This is a genomic window from Anaerocolumna sp. MB42-C2, from assembly GCF_030913705.1.
In the GTDB taxonomy this organism is placed as follows: Bacteria; Bacillota; Clostridia; order Lachnospirales; family Lachnospiraceae; genus Anaerocolumna.
Genome location: NZ_CP133190.1, coordinates 2,893,270 through 2,911,940, shown reverse-complemented (window position 1 = coordinate 2,911,940; position 18,671 = coordinate 2,893,270). Strand labels below are relative to the sequence as shown.

22 protein-coding genes are annotated in these 18,671 nt (G+C 36.0%); 19 read left to right on the top strand and 3 right to left on the bottom strand.

The genetic code is table 11. From position 1 onward, the window contains the following. Positions 1 to 7 precede the first annotated feature (7 nt). From rpmJ to RBU59_RS12710, 6 genes are all read left to right on the top strand, one after another. Entirely contained in the window at positions 8 to 121 is a 114-nt protein-coding gene (rpmJ, locus tag RBU59_RS12735; protein WP_073285411.1) for a 50S ribosomal protein L36, read from the top strand. Positions 122 to 506: 385 nt separating this feature from the next. After that, positions 507 to 875 carry a 30S ribosomal protein S13 gene (gene rpsM, locus RBU59_RS12730; RefSeq protein ID WP_161837437.1) on the top strand — a complete coding sequence of 123 codons (369 nt, stop codon included), beginning with the start codon at positions 507 to 509 and terminating at the stop codon, positions 873 to 875. 31 nt (positions 876 to 906) lie between these two features. After that, positions 907 to 1,302, top strand: coding sequence for a 30S ribosomal protein S11 (gene rpsK, locus RBU59_RS12725; RefSeq protein WP_161837438.1), 396 nt, complete (start codon positions 907 to 909; stop codon positions 1,300 to 1,302). Between the two features lie 17 nt (positions 1,303 to 1,319). After that, positions 1,320 to 1,916, top strand: coding sequence for a 30S ribosomal protein S4 (rpsD, locus tag RBU59_RS12720; protein WP_308148241.1), 597 nt, complete (start codon positions 1,320 to 1,322; stop codon positions 1,914 to 1,916). Between the two features lie 41 nt (positions 1,917 to 1,957). Then, a complete protein-coding gene (locus RBU59_RS12715) occupies positions 1,958 to 2,917 on the top strand; it encodes a DNA-directed RNA polymerase subunit alpha (RefSeq protein ID WP_161837440.1) in 960 nt (319 codons plus the stop codon). Positions 2,918 to 2,943: 26 nt separating this feature from the next. Then, positions 2,944 to 3,480, top strand: a complete 537-nt coding sequence (locus tag RBU59_RS12710; RefSeq protein WP_308148240.1) for a bL17 family ribosomal protein — start codon at positions 2,944 to 2,946, stop codon at positions 3,478 to 3,480. Between the two features lie 123 nt (positions 3,481 to 3,603). Here the strand turns inward: RBU59_RS12710 and lepB are convergent, their stop codons facing one another. Then, a complete protein-coding gene (gene lepB / locus RBU59_RS12705; protein WP_308148239.1) occupies positions 3,604 to 4,125 on the bottom strand; it encodes a signal peptidase I in 522 nt (173 codons plus the stop codon). A 316-nt stretch (positions 4,126 to 4,441) separates the two neighbouring features. On the opposite strand from lepB, the gene RBU59_RS12700 reads away from it, so the two are divergent. The 6 genes from RBU59_RS12700 to rpsI all read left to right on the top strand — a co-directional run bounded on the left by RBU59_RS12700 (position 4,442) and on the right by rpsI (position 9,111). Then, on the top strand, positions 4,442 to 5,293 hold the full coding sequence (locus RBU59_RS12700) for an energy-coupling factor transporter ATPase (protein WP_308148238.1): 852 nt from the start codon (positions 4,442 to 4,444) through the stop codon (positions 5,291 to 5,293). Between the two features lie 52 nt (positions 5,294 to 5,345). Beyond that, a complete protein-coding gene (locus RBU59_RS12695) occupies positions 5,346 to 6,200 on the top strand; it encodes an energy-coupling factor transporter ATPase (RefSeq protein WP_308148237.1) in 855 nt (284 codons plus the stop codon). A gap of 18 nt (positions 6,201 to 6,218) precedes the next feature. Then, entirely contained in the window at positions 6,219 to 7,016 is a 798-nt protein-coding gene (locus RBU59_RS12690) for an energy-coupling factor transporter transmembrane component T family protein (RefSeq protein WP_308148236.1), read from the top strand. A 246-nt stretch (positions 7,017 to 7,262) separates the two neighbouring features. Continuing rightward, on the top strand, positions 7,263 to 8,033 hold the full coding sequence (gene truA / locus RBU59_RS12685; protein ID WP_308148235.1) for a tRNA pseudouridine(38-40) synthase TruA: 771 nt from the start codon (positions 7,263 to 7,265) through the stop codon (positions 8,031 to 8,033). Positions 8,034 to 8,255: 222 nt separating this feature from the next. After that, positions 8,256 to 8,690 (top strand): 50S ribosomal protein L13, encoded by a 435-nt coding sequence (gene rplM / locus RBU59_RS12680; RefSeq protein ID WP_308148234.1) that lies wholly within the window; start codon positions 8,256 to 8,258, stop codon positions 8,688 to 8,690. Between the two features lie 28 nt (positions 8,691 to 8,718). After that, positions 8,719 to 9,111, top strand: coding sequence for a 30S ribosomal protein S9 (rpsI, locus tag RBU59_RS12675; RefSeq protein WP_308148233.1), 393 nt, complete (start codon positions 8,719 to 8,721; stop codon positions 9,109 to 9,111). Positions 9,112 to 9,787: 676 nt separating this feature from the next. Here the strand turns inward: rpsI and RBU59_RS12670 are convergent. Beyond that, positions 9,788 to 10,924: an alpha/beta hydrolase family protein gene (locus RBU59_RS12670; protein WP_308148232.1), complete on the bottom strand. Its 1,137-nt coding sequence runs from the start codon at positions 10,922 to 10,924 to the stop codon at positions 9,788 to 9,790. 141 nt (positions 10,925 to 11,065) lie between these two features. Between RBU59_RS12670 and RBU59_RS12665 the strand changes: the two genes are divergently transcribed. The 4 genes from RBU59_RS12665 (at position 11,066) to RBU59_RS12650 (ending at position 13,873) form a co-directional block, all read left to right on the top strand. Beyond that, entirely contained in the window at positions 11,066 to 11,611 is a 546-nt protein-coding gene (locus tag RBU59_RS12665) for a TetR/AcrR family transcriptional regulator (protein ID WP_308148231.1), read from the top strand. A 317-nt stretch (positions 11,612 to 11,928) separates the two neighbouring features. Beyond that, the gene (locus RBU59_RS12660; RefSeq protein WP_308148582.1) at positions 11,929 to 12,471 is read left to right on the top strand and encodes an MFS transporter; all 543 of its coding nucleotides are present in this window, start codon (positions 11,929 to 11,931) and stop codon (positions 12,469 to 12,471) included. A 415-nt stretch (positions 12,472 to 12,886) separates the two neighbouring features. Further along, complete coding sequence (locus RBU59_RS12655) at positions 12,887 to 13,447, top strand: nitroreductase family protein (RefSeq protein ID WP_308148230.1); 561 nt, start codon at positions 12,887 to 12,889, stop codon at positions 13,445 to 13,447. Between the two features lie 102 nt (positions 13,448 to 13,549). Further along, positions 13,550 to 13,873: a hypothetical protein gene (locus RBU59_RS12650; RefSeq protein WP_308148229.1), complete on the top strand. Its 324-nt coding sequence runs from the start codon at positions 13,550 to 13,552 to the stop codon at positions 13,871 to 13,873. A 195-nt stretch (positions 13,874 to 14,068) separates the two neighbouring features. Here RBU59_RS12650 and gap read toward each other — a convergent pair whose 3' ends face one another. Beyond that, a complete protein-coding gene (gap, locus tag RBU59_RS12645) occupies positions 14,069 to 15,070 on the bottom strand; it encodes a type I glyceraldehyde-3-phosphate dehydrogenase (RefSeq protein ID WP_308148228.1) in 1,002 nt (333 codons plus the stop codon). Between the two features lie 131 nt (positions 15,071 to 15,201). Here gap and RBU59_RS12640 point away from each other — a divergent pair, with 131 nt between their 5' ends. The 3 genes from RBU59_RS12640 to RBU59_RS12630 all read left to right on the top strand — a co-directional run bounded on the left by RBU59_RS12640 (position 15,202) and on the right by RBU59_RS12630 (position 18,475). Beyond that, positions 15,202 to 16,056 (top strand): helix-turn-helix domain-containing protein, encoded by an 855-nt coding sequence (locus tag RBU59_RS12640; protein WP_308148227.1) that lies wholly within the window; start codon positions 15,202 to 15,204, stop codon positions 16,054 to 16,056. A gap of 75 nt (positions 16,057 to 16,131) precedes the next feature. Continuing rightward, positions 16,132 to 17,220: a hypothetical protein gene (locus tag RBU59_RS12635; protein ID WP_308148226.1), complete on the top strand. Its 1,089-nt coding sequence runs from the start codon at positions 16,132 to 16,134 to the stop codon at positions 17,218 to 17,220. 376 nt (positions 17,221 to 17,596) lie between these two features. Continuing rightward, a complete protein-coding gene (locus tag RBU59_RS12630; RefSeq protein ID WP_308148225.1) occupies positions 17,597 to 18,475 on the top strand; it encodes a YitT family protein in 879 nt (292 codons plus the stop codon). The last annotated feature ends 196 nt before the right edge of the window (positions 18,476 to 18,671 follow it).

The window sequence follows — 18,671 nt, the reverse complement described above, 5'->3', positions numbered from 1 at the left end:
AATTACTGTGAAAGTAAGGTCATCAGTAAAACCAATCTGTGAAAAGTGCAAGATTATTAAAAGAAAGGGCAGTATCAGAGTAATCTGTGAAAATCCCAGACACAAACAAAGACAAGGCTAATATTCAATGAAGAGCCGGCCTCTAGGCGGTCTTCAATTGTTATATATATGAATAGTTCTTGCTTTTTGTGTTACAATCTGCATTTTGCAATTGTGATATTGTGAACAATTTGTTTTATAAATTGTTTTGTAAACCATGTCATTATCATGTTTACAGCAAGCAGGGGATTTTTCCCTGTGTTTGTCACAATTTAAAGCGGCTGTGCAATGAAACACTTGGAAGAGTTGTTTGTTGCGAAAAATTTAGAATATGTATTTAAAAGTAACATTTAATCCCAAAAAGGGTGATAAGATAAGTATGCATTTCACCATATAGAGCCAAGTGTTTCTATATGATACTGAATTCAGTCACTCTTATTAAAATCCAACGGAGGTGTAATACGCACATGGCTCGTATCAGTGGTGTAGATTTACCAAGAGAGAAACGTGTAGAAATCGGACTTACTTATATTTATGGTATCGGCAGAGTAAGTTCCAACCGCATTCTTAAAGAAGCTAACGTTAATCCTGACACTCGTGTTAGAGATTTAACTGACGAAGAAGTAGCTAGAATTCGTGATATTATTGACGCAACCCAACAGGTTGAAGGTGATTTACGTAGAGAAATCGCTCTTAATATTAAGAGACTTCAGGAAATCGGATGCTATAGAGGAATCCGTCATAGAAAAGGTCTTCCGGTTCGTGGTCAGAAAACTAAGACAAACGCTAGAACTAGAAAAGGACCAAAGCGTACAGTTGCAAATAAGAAGAAATAATAGTTAAAAATCCAATAGGAGGGTTTGTTAAATGGCTAAAAAGATAGCAAAAAAAGTGGCTAAGAAACGTGTCAGAAAGAACGTCGATCGTGGACAGGCACATATCCAGTCATCTTTTAATAATACAATTGTTACTCTGACAGATGCAGAAGGCAATGCTCTTTCATGGGCTAGTGCCGGCGGATTAGGATTTAGAGGTTCCAGAAAATCCACTCCATATGCAGCTCAGATGGCAGCTGAGACAGCAGCTAAAGCAGCGTTAGTACATGGTTTAAGATCAGTGGATGTTATGGTAAAAGGCCCGGGTTCAGGAAGAGAAGCAGCAATTCGTGCACTTCAGGCTTGCGGCATTGAAGTAACCAGTATTAAGGATGTCACTCCGGTTCCACATAACGGATGTAGACCACCTAAACGCAGAAGAGTCTAATAGGAGGTAATAAACTTATGGCAAGAGACATGGGTCCTGTTTTAAAGAAATGTAGATCACTTGGTCTGGAACCTGCTTATTTAGGAATTGACAAGAAGTCTAACAGAACTTCTTCAAGAGCTGGAAAAAAATTAAGTGAGTATGGTACACAATTAAGAGAAAAGCAAAAAGCTAAATTTATATATGGTATTCTGGAGAAACCTTTCAGAAACAATTTTGATAAAGCAAAGAAAATGAAATACGGTACAACTGGTGAAAATCTTATGATTCTCCTTGAACTTAGACTGGATAACGTATTATTCCGTTTGGGACTTGGAAGAACAAGAAGTGAAGCCAGACAAATCGTTGACCATAAACACGTTTTAGTTAATGGAAAGTGCATCAATATTCCATCCTATGTTGTAAAAGCAGGAGACGTTATTGAAATTAAAGAAAAATTCAAGAGCGCTCAAAGATATAAAGATGTATTAGAAGTAACAGCTGGAAGAACCATACCAGCTTGGCTTGAAGTTGATCATGAAGCTTTAAAAGGCACAGTGAAAGAGATTCCTTCAAGAGATCAAATCGATGTTCCGGTAAATGAAATGCTTATCGTCGAGTTGTATTCTAAGTAATCAGTAATCGTATCATAATAACCCAAAAGGAGGGTCCTATTGTGTTTGATTTTGAGAAACCAAAAATTGAAATTGCAGAAATTTCTGAAGATAAAAAATTTGGACGTTTTGTAGTAGAACCTTTGGAACGAGGATACGGTACAACCTTGGGTAATTCTTTGAGAAGAATTATGCTTTCATCCTTACCCGGTGCTGCAGTCAGTCAAGTTAAGATTGATGGCGTTGTTCATGAATTCAGTGCTATCCCTGGAGTTAAAGAGGATGTTACTGAAATAATCATGAATCTAAAGAGTTTAGCAATCAAAAATACAAGTGAGACAAATGAACCGAAGACGGCTTACATTGAATTCGAAGGTGAAGGCGTAGTAACAGCAGGGGATATCCAGGCTGACCCGGATATTGAGATCCTTAACCCTGAATTACCGATTGCAACACTAAACGGCGGCAATGACAGTAAATTGTATATGGAAATTACCATTACTAAGGGCAGAGGATACATTAGTGCAGATAAAAACAAGAATGATGATTTGCCAATTGGTGTAATACCGATTGACTCAATCTATACACCTGTTGAACGCGTAAATTTAACTGTAGAGAATACCCGTGTTGGTCAAATAACAGATTTTGATAAACTTACACTAGACGTATATACCAACGGAACTTTAGCTCCAGATGAAGCTGTTAGTTTAGCTGCTAAGGTTTTAAGTGAACATCTTAATTCATTTATAGATTTGTCCGAAAATGCTAAAACCGCAGAAGTCATGGTTGAAAAAGAAGATAATGAAAAAGAAAAAGTTCTGGAAATGAATATCGACGAATTAGAGTTATCAGTTCGTTCTTACAATTGTCTCAAGAGAGCCGGAATAAATACGGTTGAAGAATTAACGAATAAAACTTCTGAAGATATGATGAAGGTTAGAAATCTTGGTCGTAAGTCATTAGAGGAAGTACTTGCAAAGCTGAAAGAGCTTGGCTTATCACTTAATGTAAGCGATGACTAAAAACAGAAGTTAAAGGAGGGAAAACAATGGCAGGCTATAGAAAACTTGGAAGAACATCCAACCAAAGGAAAGCGTTGCTTAGAAACCAAGTAACAAATTTATTATATAATGGTAAAATAGTAACGACTGAAGCGAAAGCAAAAGAAATCCGCAGAATCGCTGAAAGTATGATAGCATTAGCTGTGAAAGAAAAAGATAATTTCGAAACAGTAACAGTAAAAGCTAAAGTTGCACGTAAAGATAAAGATGGTAATAAAGTGAAAGAAGTTGTTAACGGTAAAAAGGTTACAGTATATGATGATGTTGATAAAACAATCAAAAAAGATAGTGCAACCCGCCTTCATGCAAGAAGACAAATGTTAAAATTCCTTTATTCCGTTACAGAAGTACCTACAGAAGCAGCTGGTAAAAAAAGAAATACAAAAACTGTTGATGTAACAGATAAATTATTCGATGAAATTGCACCTAAGTATGTAAGCCGTAACGGCGGTTATACAAGAATCGTAAAGATCGGTCAACGTAAGGGTGACGCTGCTATGGAAGTATTAATCGAATTAGTATAATTGAACTGAGTTAATTAAATATAGCAGAAATAAAATAGCTGTTTCATATGAATGAAACAGCTATTTTTGCACATTTATAGTAAGGTAGATATAAACAAGTAGATTGGATATGAAAATCAATAGTTATTTTAATGATTTGATGGAAGGATAATAGCGTATGATAGCTTTACCTAATATTTTTTCTTTTTTAACATAGGGATTATTCCAATATCTGGAGTCCTCTGATATATTCCGATTATCACCCATCATGAAATACGAATCTTCAGGGACTTTATACGGACCAAAGGAGCCGGTAGGTGTTTCTTTCAAATAATCCTCTTTTAGAGGTTTTTTGCTGTTATTTATGTATACTTTCCCATCCTTTATTTCGACAGTATCTCCGGGTAAGCCTATAATTCGCTTCAGATAATTCACTTTTTCATCATCTGGAAAAGGAAAAACTACGATATCTCCTCTTTGCGGATCTTCAAAAAGATAAGCCAGACGGAATGCAAAAATTCTGTCTTTCGTCATAACGGTATTTTCCATGGAACCGGTAGGTACCTGTGCATTTACAATAACGTAATTATTTAATATAAATGCGATGGCAATGGCAATTACAATAACTTTTGCCCATTCAAAAATTTCTTTTTTTATATCTGTCATACCACAATAGTCCTTTCTACTCTTGTAATTAATTAATTATAAAACCAAAACAAAAGGAAATAAAAGGAAAATAATCATTGTAATAGATACAAATTCTTATTTAAAGTAATTATTTATATGTATTTAATACTAAGGTTACTATATAACTTAATCTTTGAAAAGTCAAACTAAATAGTTATATGGTAGAAAAAAGTAATAATCGTTATAAAAATTTAAGAATTAAAATCACGAATAAAAATACGTTGCAAATATTATTATTATACTTTACAATGTAGAAAGTTAAGAAAGTAACTATACTTATAAGAAGGTTATATACATGGGAATGATTAAAGCAGAAAATTTAATATATGAATATATAAGACGGGATGAAGAGGGCAATGTTGAGGCGATTAACCGTGCAATTGACAATGTAGATATCGAGGTTAATAAGGGAGATTTTGTGGCTATTTTAGGACATAATGGTTCCGGTAAAAGCACAATGGCAAAACATATAAATGCAATTCTGACGCCTACGGAAGGAACAGTCTGGGTTAACGGTATGAATACAAGGGAAGAAGACAAGATTTGGGAGATACGACAAGCTGCAGGTATGGTATTTCAGAACCCGGATAATCAGATCATTGCTACCGTAGTAGAAGAAGATGTAGGGTTTGGTGCCGAAAATTTAGGTGTACCTACAGAAGAGATATGGAAGCGGGTTGAAGAAAGCTTAAGTGCCGTAGGAATGCTGGAATACCGCAAGCATTCTCCTAATAAGTTATCCGGAGGTCAAAAGCAAAGAGTAGCGATTGCAGGTATTATGGCAATGAAACCGGAATGTATCGTTCTGGATGAGCCAACCGCCATGTTGGATCCAATCGGCCGTAAAGAGGTAATACGAACCATTCGTGAACTGAATAAAAGAGAAAAAGTTACGGTGCTGCTTATCACACATTATATGGAAGAAGTAATACATGCAGATAAGGTAATTGTAATGGATAAGGGAAAGGTTGTTATGCAGGGTACTCCGAGAGAAATATTTTCAAGAGTGGAAGAATTAAAGCAATACCGTCTTGCAGTACCCCAGGTGACGGAACTGGCCTACGAATTAAGAAAAGACGGCCTTAACATTCCCAAAGGAATACTTAGTATAGAGGAATTGGTAGAAGCTATTAGCAGTATAGCTTAAGGATACGGCAGTAAAGTGCTGCACTTTCCTGTACGCTGCGGGAGGTTTTGTTATGTTAATGATTGTGGACAAATTAAATTATATATACAGTCCCGGAAATGCATACGAAAAGCATGCATTAAAAGATATAAATCTGGTAATTGAAGAGAGGGATTTTATTGGGCTTATCGGTCATACCGGATCCGGTAAATCCACTCTGACACAGCATTTAAATGGGTTAATGAGAGGAACAAGCGGTACCATCTTTTATAAGGGTGAAGATATTTACGATAAGAATTTTAATATGAAAGCGTTAAGGAGCAAAGTGGGACTGGTTTTTCAATACCCGGAACACCAGCTGTTTGAAACCACAGTATATAAAGATGTAAGTTTTGGTCCTAAAAACCTGGGATTTGAACAATTGGAAGTGGATTTAAGAACATATGATGCCATTAAAATGGTGGGGTTAAGTGATGATGTTCTGGATGCCTCACCCTTTGAGCTATCCGGCGGTCAAAAAAGAAGAGTTGCAATTGCAGGTGTATTAGCAATGAAACCGGAACTTCTTATCTTAGATGAGCCGACAGCCGGATTAGATCCGAAAGGAAGAGATGAAATCTTGGAACAAATCGCAAGGCTTCATAAGGAAAGTAATATTACAATAATATTGGTATCCCATAGTATGGAAGATGTTGCGAAATATGCCAACCGTCTGGTTGTAATGAATAAAGGTGAAATTGTTTATAATGATAGACCACATGAAGTCTTTAAACATTATAAGGAGTTGGAGAAAATTGGTCTGGCTGCACCACAGGTAACTTATGTTATGAATGAGTTAAAATCAAGAGGATTTTCGGTAGATACTTCTGCTACAACAGTTGAGGAAGCAAAGGTCTCGATACTCCGTGCCCTCAGAAAATCGTTATAACAAAAAGGAAGATAAAAAATGATCAGAGATATTACCATAGGACAATATTATCCGGCAGATTCCATTCTTCACAGATTGGATCCAAGAGTAAAATTAATCGGAACAATTATATATATTTTTTCCTTATTTATGTTTCGGAATTATTACGGTTATATACTTGCGGTTTTATTTTTAGCAGGTATTATAAAAGTATCTAAAGTCCCTTTTCGTTTCATTGTAAGAGGGTTAAAAGCTGTCCTTGTACTTATGCTGTTTACTGTTATGTTTAATTTATTTCTAACTCCGGGGACCGAAATATATCGGTTGGGTGTTATAAAAATTACCAGGGAAGGGATTGAAACAGCCGTATTAATGGGATTGCGACTGGTGTTTTTAATATTAGGCTCTTCTCTTATGACCTTTACAACCACGCCGAACCATCTAACGGATGGGTTGGAAAGTGTAATGTGGCCCCTTCGCAAAATAAAGGTGCCGGTACATGAAATATCTATGATGATGTCCATCGCACTTCGTTTTATCCCGATTCTAATGGAGGAAACGGATAAAATAATGAAAGCACAGATGGCAAGAGGGGCAGATTTTGAGTCCGGTGGGTTAATGAAGAGGGCAAAAAGTCTTATTCCTTTATTAGTACCGTTGTTTGTATCCGCTTTCCGGCGTGCCAATGATTTAGCCATGGCAATGGAAGCCAGATGTTACCGCGGCGGCGAGGGAAGAACTAAAATGAAACCTCTGAAATATGTAACAAGGGATATGGTGGCCTATTTTGTACTTATTCTTTATGTAGCTGCTATATTTGTATTAAATTCTATATAGATGATCTACGGGAGTATTAAAACACGATTAGAGTTAATAAATAATAAGGTAATATTACATGCGAAAATATAGTCCTTATAGATAATCCATTTACAATTCTATGTTTAAAGGACTTCTGACTTCGTATCAAATAGAAAAATAAGAATTATATAGAATATTAGAAAAGAAAATACAGATCAATGCGGAGTATTTAGTTGTCTAAAATCTTTTTAATTTTATATTTCAGTAGAATAGTTTGGAGTTTATATGAAAAGAATTATGTTAGTAGTAGCTTATGATGGGACAAACTATTGCGGGTGGCAGATACAGCCCAATGGGATTACCGTTGAAGAAGTATTAAACCGCCATTTAAGTGATTTATTAAAGGAATCAATAACTGTAATCGGAGCCAGCAGGACGGATTCCGGTGTACATGCTATCGGAAATGTTGCTGTTTTTGATACGGAGACTAAAATACCGGGTGAAAAGATATCCTTTGCATTAAATCAGAGACTGCCGAGGGATATTGTGATACAACAGTCCAGAGAGGTACCGGGCGATTTTCATCCAAGATTCTGTAATAGTAGAAAAACCTATCAGTACCGCATATTAAACAGCCGATTTCCCTTGCCTACCCAAAGGCTGTACACACATTTTGTTTATTATCCATTACTTGCAGAAGCCATGTCCGAAGCGGCGAAATACCTGATTGGAGAACATGATTTTAAAAGTTTTTGTTCTACCAGAACTCAGGTTACGGATACAATACGGACGATTTATGATATAAATGTGGAAAAAAGCGGAGAAATGATTCAGATAACCATATCCGGCAACGGATTCTTATATAATATGGTACGAATTATTGTAGGAACTTTAATAAAGGTAGGACTTGGGATTTATCCACCTAATCATGTTCTGGAGATATTGAATAAAAGAGACCGGCTGGTTGCAGGACCCAAAGCACCTGCCCAGGGATTAACCCTGCTCAAAGTAGATTATCCGGATCTGGATGCATTAACAGTAAATGGATGGAATTAAAGTGTAACTATAGTATAAAACAGCTCATTTTGTAGCATGATTATTAATATAAATATCTGGAAAATCGTATATAAACCGCAGAAAATCTATTGACACGCCAGGTGGAATGTATTATAATATTTAGATGTGACGTGAGAATACTTAAACCAAGCCCCGGTAGAGTATTTTAACATAAATTAATGATAATTATTGAGATTTTAATTAATCTAAGGAGGGTAACCAATGAAAAGCTTTATGGCTAGTCCAGCTACGATCGAAAGAAAATGGTATGTAATAGATGCTACAGGTCATACATTAGGACGTCTTTCATCCGAAATTGCAAAGATATTAAGAGGCAAAAATAAACCAACTTACACACCACACATTGATACTGGTGATTATGTAATTATTGTAAATGCTGATAAGATAAAAGTAACAGGAAAGAAATTAGATCAAAAAATTTATTACAATCACTCTGATTATGTAGGTGGTATGAGAGAAACCACATTAAGAGAATTAAATGCTAAAAAACCTGGTGAAGCAATTAACATTGCAGTTAAAGGAATGCTTCCAAAGGGACCTTTAGGAAGACAAATGATCACAAAATTACACGTATACGCTGGCCCAGAGCATGATAACGCAGCTCAGAAACCAGAAGTATTAGAGATTAAATATTAATCAAAGAGGTTGAAAGGAGGAAATTACATTGGCTAAGGCAAAATATTACGGAACCGGAAGAAGAAAAAGCAGTATTGCTAGAGTTTACTTAGTACCTGGTACTGGTAAGGTAATTATAAATAAAAGAAGTATGGATGAATATTTCGGACTTGAAACATTAAAATTAATCGTTCGCCAACCATTGGTTATTACAGATACAGTTGATAAATTTGACGTTCTTGTAAACGTGCGCGGAGGTGGATTCACTGGCCAGGCTGGTGCAATCAGACATGGTATTTCCAGAGCATTATTACATGCTGATCAGGATTATCGTCCAACCTTAAAGAAAGCTGGTTTCTTAACAAGAGATCCAAGAATGAAAGAAAGAAAGAAGTACGGCTTAAAAGCAGCTCGTCGTGCTCCTCAGTTCTCAAAGAGATAATAAGAATAAAATTCAAATCCTCAGAACAGAAATGTTTTGGGGATTTTTTGTTCGTTAACGAGGTGCTTTTAACGTGAAAATTGAATTGATAAATATTCACTTACAAAAGTTGTTTTTCAGCCATTATAAAACATTCATAAAAAGACCGATTATACAATGGTTACAGGATATATACAAGACTCCGACGCTGTCGGAAAAAGAATGATATAAATAGCTGATATAGCAAATTATATAATTTGTAGCCGTAAATTCTTTGATGTAACATTTCCGACGCAATAACTCTTAATAAGGGGTGTTTTAAAATCAATAAGCGGAATGATTCGCAAGATGTTCGTTTGAATAAGGTATTTCAGACGAGAATAAGCAGGAAGTTATTAGATTAGCAGAAAACTGTCCGGTTAGAAAGACATTATCGAAAGAATTAGATTTTATAAGAAAGTAGAGAATCGATAAAAAAGTAAGAAAAACAGAGATTAAGGAAACATCCGGAGACGTTACAAAATGTCAGGGGTGCGGAACAGGTCTGCATAGATAAGTGTTTAAAGCCTGCATTTCCGGATTTTTCCCAATCCCTGGAAAGAAATCATTTTGATTTCATATAATGGAACATAACCGTAACCATTAAGTGAAGTAAAGATACCTGAATCTGACAGTACAAGAGAACACATAGGATGAATTAGTTCTCAATATGTTCTAGCCAATTAAGGATCTCGTTAACAGCTAACTGATGATTCCCAATCTGGCAGTGTTGTTCACCCCCCTCTGCTTCTGTGAATATTCGTGTGGTCAGACTTTTTGTATGTTTAATTTTATTTGCTAATCGGTAAAACTGGTTACCTGGAATATAGTGGTCTTTTTCTCCGGCAAGCAGTAATACGTGACAAGTAAGCCGGTCACACACGTTTTGAGGCAAACAGTGTTTTAATAATTCTCGGTAAAAATCATATGGCGTTTTTGTACCGGTGATATACATTCCCTGCATCATAGCCCAATCAGCGATGATACTCCTCTTCCTGAGAAAATTAAGCATTCGATTTGCGTTTTTCTCCTTTTTATGCAGAACAAGAAATCGTACCATGTATTTTATCATTCGAGGAAATACAGAAGTTAAACAGAGAAAACCGTTTTCAAGGACATCATATGCAACCACTGCCCTGATTCTGGACTCAAAAGCCGCGGCTCTGACGGCAAGATATCCGCCCCAGGAGATACCTATCATATTGCATGATTTTATATTAAAATAATCCAGGACACAGGAGGTTGGATTTTCCCACTCAGCCATAAAAGTGAGCCCATTTTTTAATGTTTTTCCCTGCCCGCCGCCTTCAAACAGGATCACAGTGTATCCGTTATTTGTAAAGTCAATTAAAGCAGGTACAAATTCTTCAATAAAAGAATCGTAACCACCGCAAATCAACAAAACACTTCTTTCCTTTTCACATTTAAAAGAAAGGCAGTGGATGTATGAATTCATATAGGGTATTTCGTGTATAGTATAGTTTAGCTTCATTTGTCTAAAGGCTAAATGAAAGTATTTATAAGATAATTCATACATAAGGTTTTTCTGCGGGTGGTTTTCTTTAAGAAAGAATTCAGCCATTCGGTAGGCATATGCGGCACGTAAATACTGGGTAGTATTTTGATACTTATTCCCGAGAGCAGACCATACTTCAAACCAGGTTGCCAAATCTTTAATGCTGTGTGTTTTTGCAACGATTTCCTCTGCATCGCCAGCCAGTTCTCCATAGGTTAATACCCGGTTTATCTGAAAATCAAGCTGCTGTATTCCGGTTATGTTTTTTATATAAGCCATTTCTTTATTCCTCCTTTTTTAATGTGCTACAATTGACGCATATTATAAAATCAATTATAATGAGTTAGTATGAAGTTTACAATAGGAGACAATATAGTGTTACATTTTCATATAAGACGTGACACATAAGGGAGAGTATATATGAACAGGATGAATTACAGGATAGCCTTACAGTCCAAAAAAATGCTGACGGATGGATTGCTTAAGCTGATGGAGACAAATGATTATTTAATGATTACGGTGACTCAAATTTGCCAGGAGGCTGAACTGTCACGCAGGACATTCTATCGTTTGTATGAAACAAAAGAAGATATAATAAAGGAATATATGCATTCTCTGACAGAGGATTTTATGAATACAGTAGCGGAGGCAATACCGCTGCACTATACCGAAGTTGCTATGATGTACTTTGAATTCTGGAAACAGCATGAGGTTTTCTTAAAACTGCTTAAGAAAAACAAAATGCTGGATCTAATTTATAGGATAGAGGGAGAGATGGCACCGCTTCTATTTCGAAAAGTGAAACCGGAGGTTAATCTTGACGATGAAACGCTTTTATTATTGTTAGCTTATAGTCTTGGGGGGTTGAATGGAATGTTAATTCAATGGGTAGAAGCGGGGATGAAGATGTCCTCAGACCAGTTAAAAACACATCTGGATAGAGCGCTTCGTATTGCTCTGATTTGATTTAAAATGATACATCCGGATCACTTCTCCCTTCAACTATTGTGTATCAGCATGATCACTGAAGGGACAGCCACCGGCGCCAGGGGCTGTTGTAAAATTAGAAATCTCTCGATTCTGGGTCTGGAATGTAATTGATCAAGACAGATTTGTATATTATAACAGCCCATTTATCTTATAACAATATAAACACAAGACCGATTATTTTTTAAGAAGACCTGATAAGGAAACATCAATAATTTTTAAAATGTAATCAGAATTAAGTTCGTCACCTGTAATCAATAATCGATAAAATATTGGTGCAAAGATGAGATCGATACATAATTCAATATCATCAGGCCGCTTTATTTGGAACATTCAGCTTATTTTGGACAGTTACACCGCAATGGCTGTCATATAATTTTCATCATACACAGCAGGAAATCGCATTGTTTGCATTTGTAGGAGTAGCAGGAGCATTAGCCGCACCGGTAGCAGGACGATTAGCAGACCGGGAATGGTCAAATAAACTTACGGGTATGGCATTTATTATGGCATCAATTTCGTTTTTAATACCGCATATTTATAGTAAAGATACCTTGTTTTCATTGATCCTGCTTTGCTTTTCTGCTGCGTTGTTAGACTGTTCCGTCTCCGGTAATCTTGTGCTCGGACAACAAAAAATATATGGTTGGGGTTCTGAAAAGAGAGGGAGGATGAATGGCGTATTTATGGCTATCTTTTTTATAAGAGGAACAATCGGTTCATCTGCCGGCGGTTATATATATGCACATTATGGATGGAGTGGGGCATCTTTCTTAGGAATTTTATTGCAGCTACTTGGATTGCTGTACTTTGCAACAGAATCATGTATCGGTAATTGAGCCGGGATTTGTTCTAAAGATGAAGTCTATTAAAAAGTCTTTAAAAAGTTTGGCAGAAGAAGATAAATCCGCACTTTTTTTCCAGCCTAAATAAATTGTTCGGAAACATGTATGTTCTTTAACTTTTATTACGGATATACCGTCTGTTTTTAGAAAACAGGAGTAAGGAACAATTGATATACCTAACCCCCACAAATTTATGAATTAGTCAAAGCTGGATTTATGATTACGAATTGTGAAATAAGAGATAATAATATGGAAAAGCGAATAATGTAGTTACTCTAATATAAAGTACAATTGATACTTGTTTTAGCTTCTATGCACATAGGGCGGAAATCAGTTCTGAAATTGTATATAGAGACAAAAGTATAGTTTCGTAATTATCTAACAATCATAGTATCGAAAGGAGAATGTTATGAACGAAGTAATTCAGAATATTTTAACAAGAAGGAGTGTCAGATCCTTTACGGAGGAGCAGATTTCTGACGAAAACTTAAACATACTATTGGAGGCGGCTGAATATGCTCCAAGCGGTATGGGGAAACAGGGCTGGCATTTTACTGTAGTGCAAAATAAAGAAAAAATGGATAAACTGATTGCTGCAGTGAAAGAACAGATGTTAAATTCATCGGAGGAACGTTTCAAAAAGGTGGGAAGTAATCCGGATTTTAATCCTTTTTATAATGCTCCCACTGTAATTATAACAGCTTATGATAAAACTTCGGCTACCGTGGAAGCAGATTGTGCAGTAGCTCTTGAAAATATTTTCTTAGCTGCCCATTCTCTTAAGATCAGTTCCTGTTGGGTTCATATATTAGCGTATTTTGGGAAAGATCCCAAGGTAAGAAGTATTCTTTCTGAATTAGGTGTGCCAAAAGATTATGAAGTATCTGGTTCAGCTGTTCTGGGATATAGTAGTAAACCACTTCCGGAGGCTGCTCCAAGAAAAGAGGGTTTGGTTAACATTGTGAAATAAATACGGTTAATTTTTCCAGAAAAATATCCGATAAGCACCATAGGCAGAAAATTTTATACATTTTTCTGTAAATGTCAGCCCATTAATGAAGGAGGATTTTTCATGGAAATATCAAGGACTAATGCACAATACAACCGTAATTTATCAGCAATGGAACAGAACAAAAATAATAACACAAATACAGGATTGTTTGAGACTTTTAAAAATGAAAGACTGAAATGGATAGAGAACGTCAAGGAAGAGCTGGATGAACAATTGGAAAATGACAGTGAAAGAAATATTAAGATGTCGGATAAACAGTGGCGGGAACTAATGGATCATGTAGATAGTGCTATTAAGAATTTTAAAAAGAATATAAAAGAACAAAAGGAAGAAAGCGAAAACCGACAAAAAAGTGAATCCGGCTCCAGAGACAATCAATCCTAAAGAAATATTCAAGTAATTTAACTGCGTCTGTTAGAGAAACCTAACAGGCGCTTTTACTTATAAGAAAACAGAACCGGTAAATGAATAGAACTCCTAAGGTTAGATAAACTTAACTTTAGGAGTTCCATTCATAATGCCGTCGCTTCAATCTAAAATAACGAGTTTTGATATGAGGATATTATAATCCGTTAAAAATCATAATTTAGCAAGGTATTTTGCGGTTCGGATCATTTGGCTGGTAAAGGAGTTTTCGTTATCGTACCAGGCTGCGATTTTAACCAGGGTATCGGAATCAAATTTTGATACTTTCGTCTGAGTTGCGTCAAATAAACCTCCGTAATTCATGCCGATAATATCGGACGATACAATCGGATCATCTGTATATCCGTATTCATCGGATTGTGATTGCTGCATTTTTTCATTTACCTGTGCTGCTGTTACGAAACCCTCCACAACAGCGGTCAGTTCTGTCAGTGAACCAGTCATTACCGGGACCCTTTGAGAGGTACCATCCAGTTTACCATCTAAGGCAGGGATAACCAACCCGATTGCTTTAGCCGCCCCGGTTGAAGTCGGTATAATGTTGCCGGCGGCAGAGCGGGCACGGCGTAAGTCGCCTTTGGCATGAGGACCGTCAAGGGTATTCTGATCATTGGTGTAGGCATGGATCGTTGTCATAAATCCAGTTTTGACAGGTGCAAGCTCATTTAAGTGATATACCATTGGGGCAAGGCAGTTCGTAGTACAGGAAGCAGCCGATACAATAGTATCATCTTTCGTCAGTGTGTGTTCATTTACACCATAAACTATTGTGGGAACATCTTTACCTGCGGCTGTAGATATCAGTACTTTCTTTGCACCTGCTTCAATATGTGCAGCCGACGCTTTTTTTGATGCAAAAAAGCCTGTACACTCCAGAACAACATCAATTTTTAATTCTTTCCAAGGGAGGTTTTTGGGATCTTTTTCGGCATAGATTGGAATCTCCATACCGTTCACGATTAAGCTGTTCTCACTATAATCAATCTTTTCGTCATAACGCCCCTGCGTCGTATCGTATTTCAGCAGATGTGCAAGCATCTGCGGACTGGTTAGGTCATTAATCGCTGCAATGCTATATCCCTCTGTATTAAAAAGCTGTCGAAATGCAAGTCTTCCTATTCTCCCAAAACCATTTATTGCTATGTTAATTCCCATAACTACCACCTTTCTTTATTAGTAATTTAATTAACAATAATTTACGATACTATTATATCGTTAGGAAATTTGTGATACAATGTTATATGTGAAGCATTTTACTATACTATATGTTAGGAGAGATGAGAACCATGCCGCAAATTGACCGACATAAAAACAGAACTGTATATATTGAATTTGTTCCGGCAGAAGATTTTAATAATCTTCCCAATCCGGAACGGTTTACTTTGGTATTTGTTACAAGCGGAAGTATAAAAGGGCTGTTGAACGAGCGCCCAATTACAATTTCTGCACCCGGTGTTCTTTGCCTGACGAAAGAGGATACGATACAGGTGATCCAAAAGGATAATGTTTCCGCTCAGTCCTTCAGTTTTCATCCGGATTCTCTTAGCTCCATTCCGATTTCTAAAACAAGGGAGTTCATTAAACCCAACATGAAAATTCAAACGGTTCTTTCGCTTTTTCAAAGAGATGCTGCACATAACGGAATTTACCATATAACGGAAAGAGCATATCCGCAATTGCTGGAATGGTTTTTTGTTCTTGGCACAGAAGTATATGCACAAAGTGATACACTCTGGGTATGCAGAATTAAAAAATACCTCATACAAATTACAGGGTTACTTGAGGATTTAAACAGATTAAGCGGACAATCACCCGTTGATATAGTTTTAGCATATATACACACAAATTATTCTGATAAAATCAGCTTAAAAGATTTAACCAATTGCGCGCACTTAAATCGTGTGTCTCTCAATAAAATGTTTCAGGAAAGATGCGGATGTACAGCAATGGGGTACCTATTGTCCCACCGATTGAAAATTGCGTCGGATCTTCTGACCCATACAGATATGAGCCTGAATGAAATTGCACGTTCAACCGGTTTTGAATATGACACTTATTTTATTAAGCAATTTAAGTCTAAAAGAGGGATATCACCTACGGCATATCGGAAGACCTCCAGAGAGTTCGCTGCTGCTATATAGGGAGTATTTTAACAATAGACAGATGTCAGAAATTGTGATATTCATTTTAATCATATAAAGGATGGGGAAAAGCAAATGGAGTATAAAAAAAATTACCACGATCAGATTTTTCAATCAGCGCCGGTTTTTTCAGACGATTATCTAAACGAAATATTACATTTGACTTCGGATAATACGATACAATCGAAAATAATACTGGAAGATAAGGCAACAGATACAGCAAGAATTATTAAATTATTAATTTCCTGGAAAGACAGCAGTGAAAAATTTTATAGCAAGAAACTCTTTTTAAAAATGCCTATCATTGGCGCGAAGGCAAATGCATTTGATAAATGGAGTAAACATGAGATAGAGTTTTACAGAAATGTAAATGAAAATGATGAGCTTCCCATTATTAAATGCCAGGACGCTTTTATATCTGATGATAAGAAGAATTTTCTGCTGATACTCGATGATATTTCAGATGATTATTGCTCTGCAAACGATATAAACCACAATGAAATAGGGTATTGGCTGAATGCGGCAGAGAGTCTGGCGAAATTTCATTCATTTTTCTGGAATGGTGCAAATGCAAGTAAACTTAAACGATTGCAGGGGGACGATAAAACAATCGATGATAAAATAAAAAACTATCAGAATGCTTTGGATAAATTTTTAATATACGCATCTGAATTTTATAATAATGACATATTTGATGTGTATCCATTGGCTTTAGCAGATACTATTATGTTTGAAAGTAAAAACTTAAACAGAAGAGTTCAGAATAAAAATATATCAGTCATACACGGAGATTCACACATCTGGAACTTTATGTTTCCTAAATCTTCTTATCAAAGACCTTTGCTTACGGATTATCAGTTTTGGAGGATGGGTATTACTACAGTTGATATCATGAATTTGACAAGAGTATCATTTCCCTACAGAGACGATCCGGAGTACCATTTAAAGGTACTCAAGTACTACCATGAATCCTTGCTTAAGTATGGTATAAAAGATTACAGTATGGATGAGTGCCTGGAGGATTATCTCTTATCTGTAGCCATGGCAGTATTTGGCCCTGTTTTAAACTATTATGATTTTGAATTAGGGCATGAATATTGGGGTCAGGGTGTATATGATACAATAAATAACTATAAAACCGTAAGGAAACTGTTATGTTGTTAGTGTTCACTCCCCTGCAAAAAGCAGCAGTTCCGCAAACAATAACAGACTTCGCGATGCACAAAAGATGTGAAGACAGCGTTCCCACGCTGCAATTCTCCGGTTTTCTGTGACAATACACTCACAAAAAACACGTCGCGTTTATTGTCTGAGAACAGTAACGTTATGTTAACAGTGCAGTCTTAAATAAATAAATGGGATTGAAGTTTTAAAAAAGATATGGTATAAATAAATAAAAGTATTAGGCAAAAGCCTTGATCCACGTCTGTTAGGGAAAAACTAGCAGGCGTGTTTTTTTGTTTTATGGATAGGTTCTCCGGGACTTTATGAAAACTTTAAAACCTGCCGGGCAGGCCGATTCTTTCTTATGGAGGTATTGATGAAAAAGGTTAAATTTCTATTGGATATTATAATAATTATATTAGGGAATTTTCTCTATGCAGCTGGAGTAGTATTTTTTATTCTGCCTTCCGGGCTTATTACGGGTGGAACTACAGGTATAGCCATAAGTGTTAATCATTTTACAGGTCTGCCTGTATCATATTTTGTTTTTGGATTTAATTTGTGTATGTTTTTATTAGGATTTTTGTTTTTAGGAAAAAATTTCGCGTTTACAACATTAGTCAGCACCTTCTGTTATCCGTTTGCTTTGGAATTGTTACAAAAATTAACCGGTGAGTTTAAGCTGACAAATGATATTTTTCTATGCACTCTTTTTGGAGGTATGTGCATAGGGGCTTCGATTGCACTGGTTATCAGAGTAGGTGCAAGCACAGGAGGAATGGACATACCGCCGCTGATTCTTAACAAATATATGAGGATACCGGTTTCCTTAAGCTTATATGCTGCCGATTGCTTTATACTTACATTACAGACTGCTTTTAGTAATATAGAGAAAATTCTTTATGGTATTGTTTTAGTGTTAGTATATTCCATAGTTTTGGATAAGCTTCTTATGCTCGGAACAAATAAAATGCAGTTAAAGGTGGTAAGTGACAGAGCTGAAGCTATAAAAGAAGCAATCATTTCAGAGATTGACAGAGGAGTAACGCTTTTGCACGGGAGAACAGGGTATCTTGAAAAAGAAACGGATATTTTACTAAGTGTTGTTTCAAACAGGGAGCTATATAAAGTGGAAAAACTGGTACATCAAATAGATGAAGAAGCTTTTGTTATGATAAGCCGTGTCAGTGAAGTAAGAGGCAGAGGCTTTAGTGTGGGAAAGAAATATCTGAAGAAATATACGGAGCAAATATAAGACTTGATTTAAAAAAACTTGTATTTTGTCAGAAAAGCTCAGATTGTGACATAAGTATAAAATCATCAATAAAAATTGGTTATTTTGTTTAAACTATTGATTATAAATAAACAATTGGAAAAAATAACCCTGTAATATATGATTATATATGTAAGTAAATATTAATAATTATTGTTGAAAATGTACATGTAAAGTT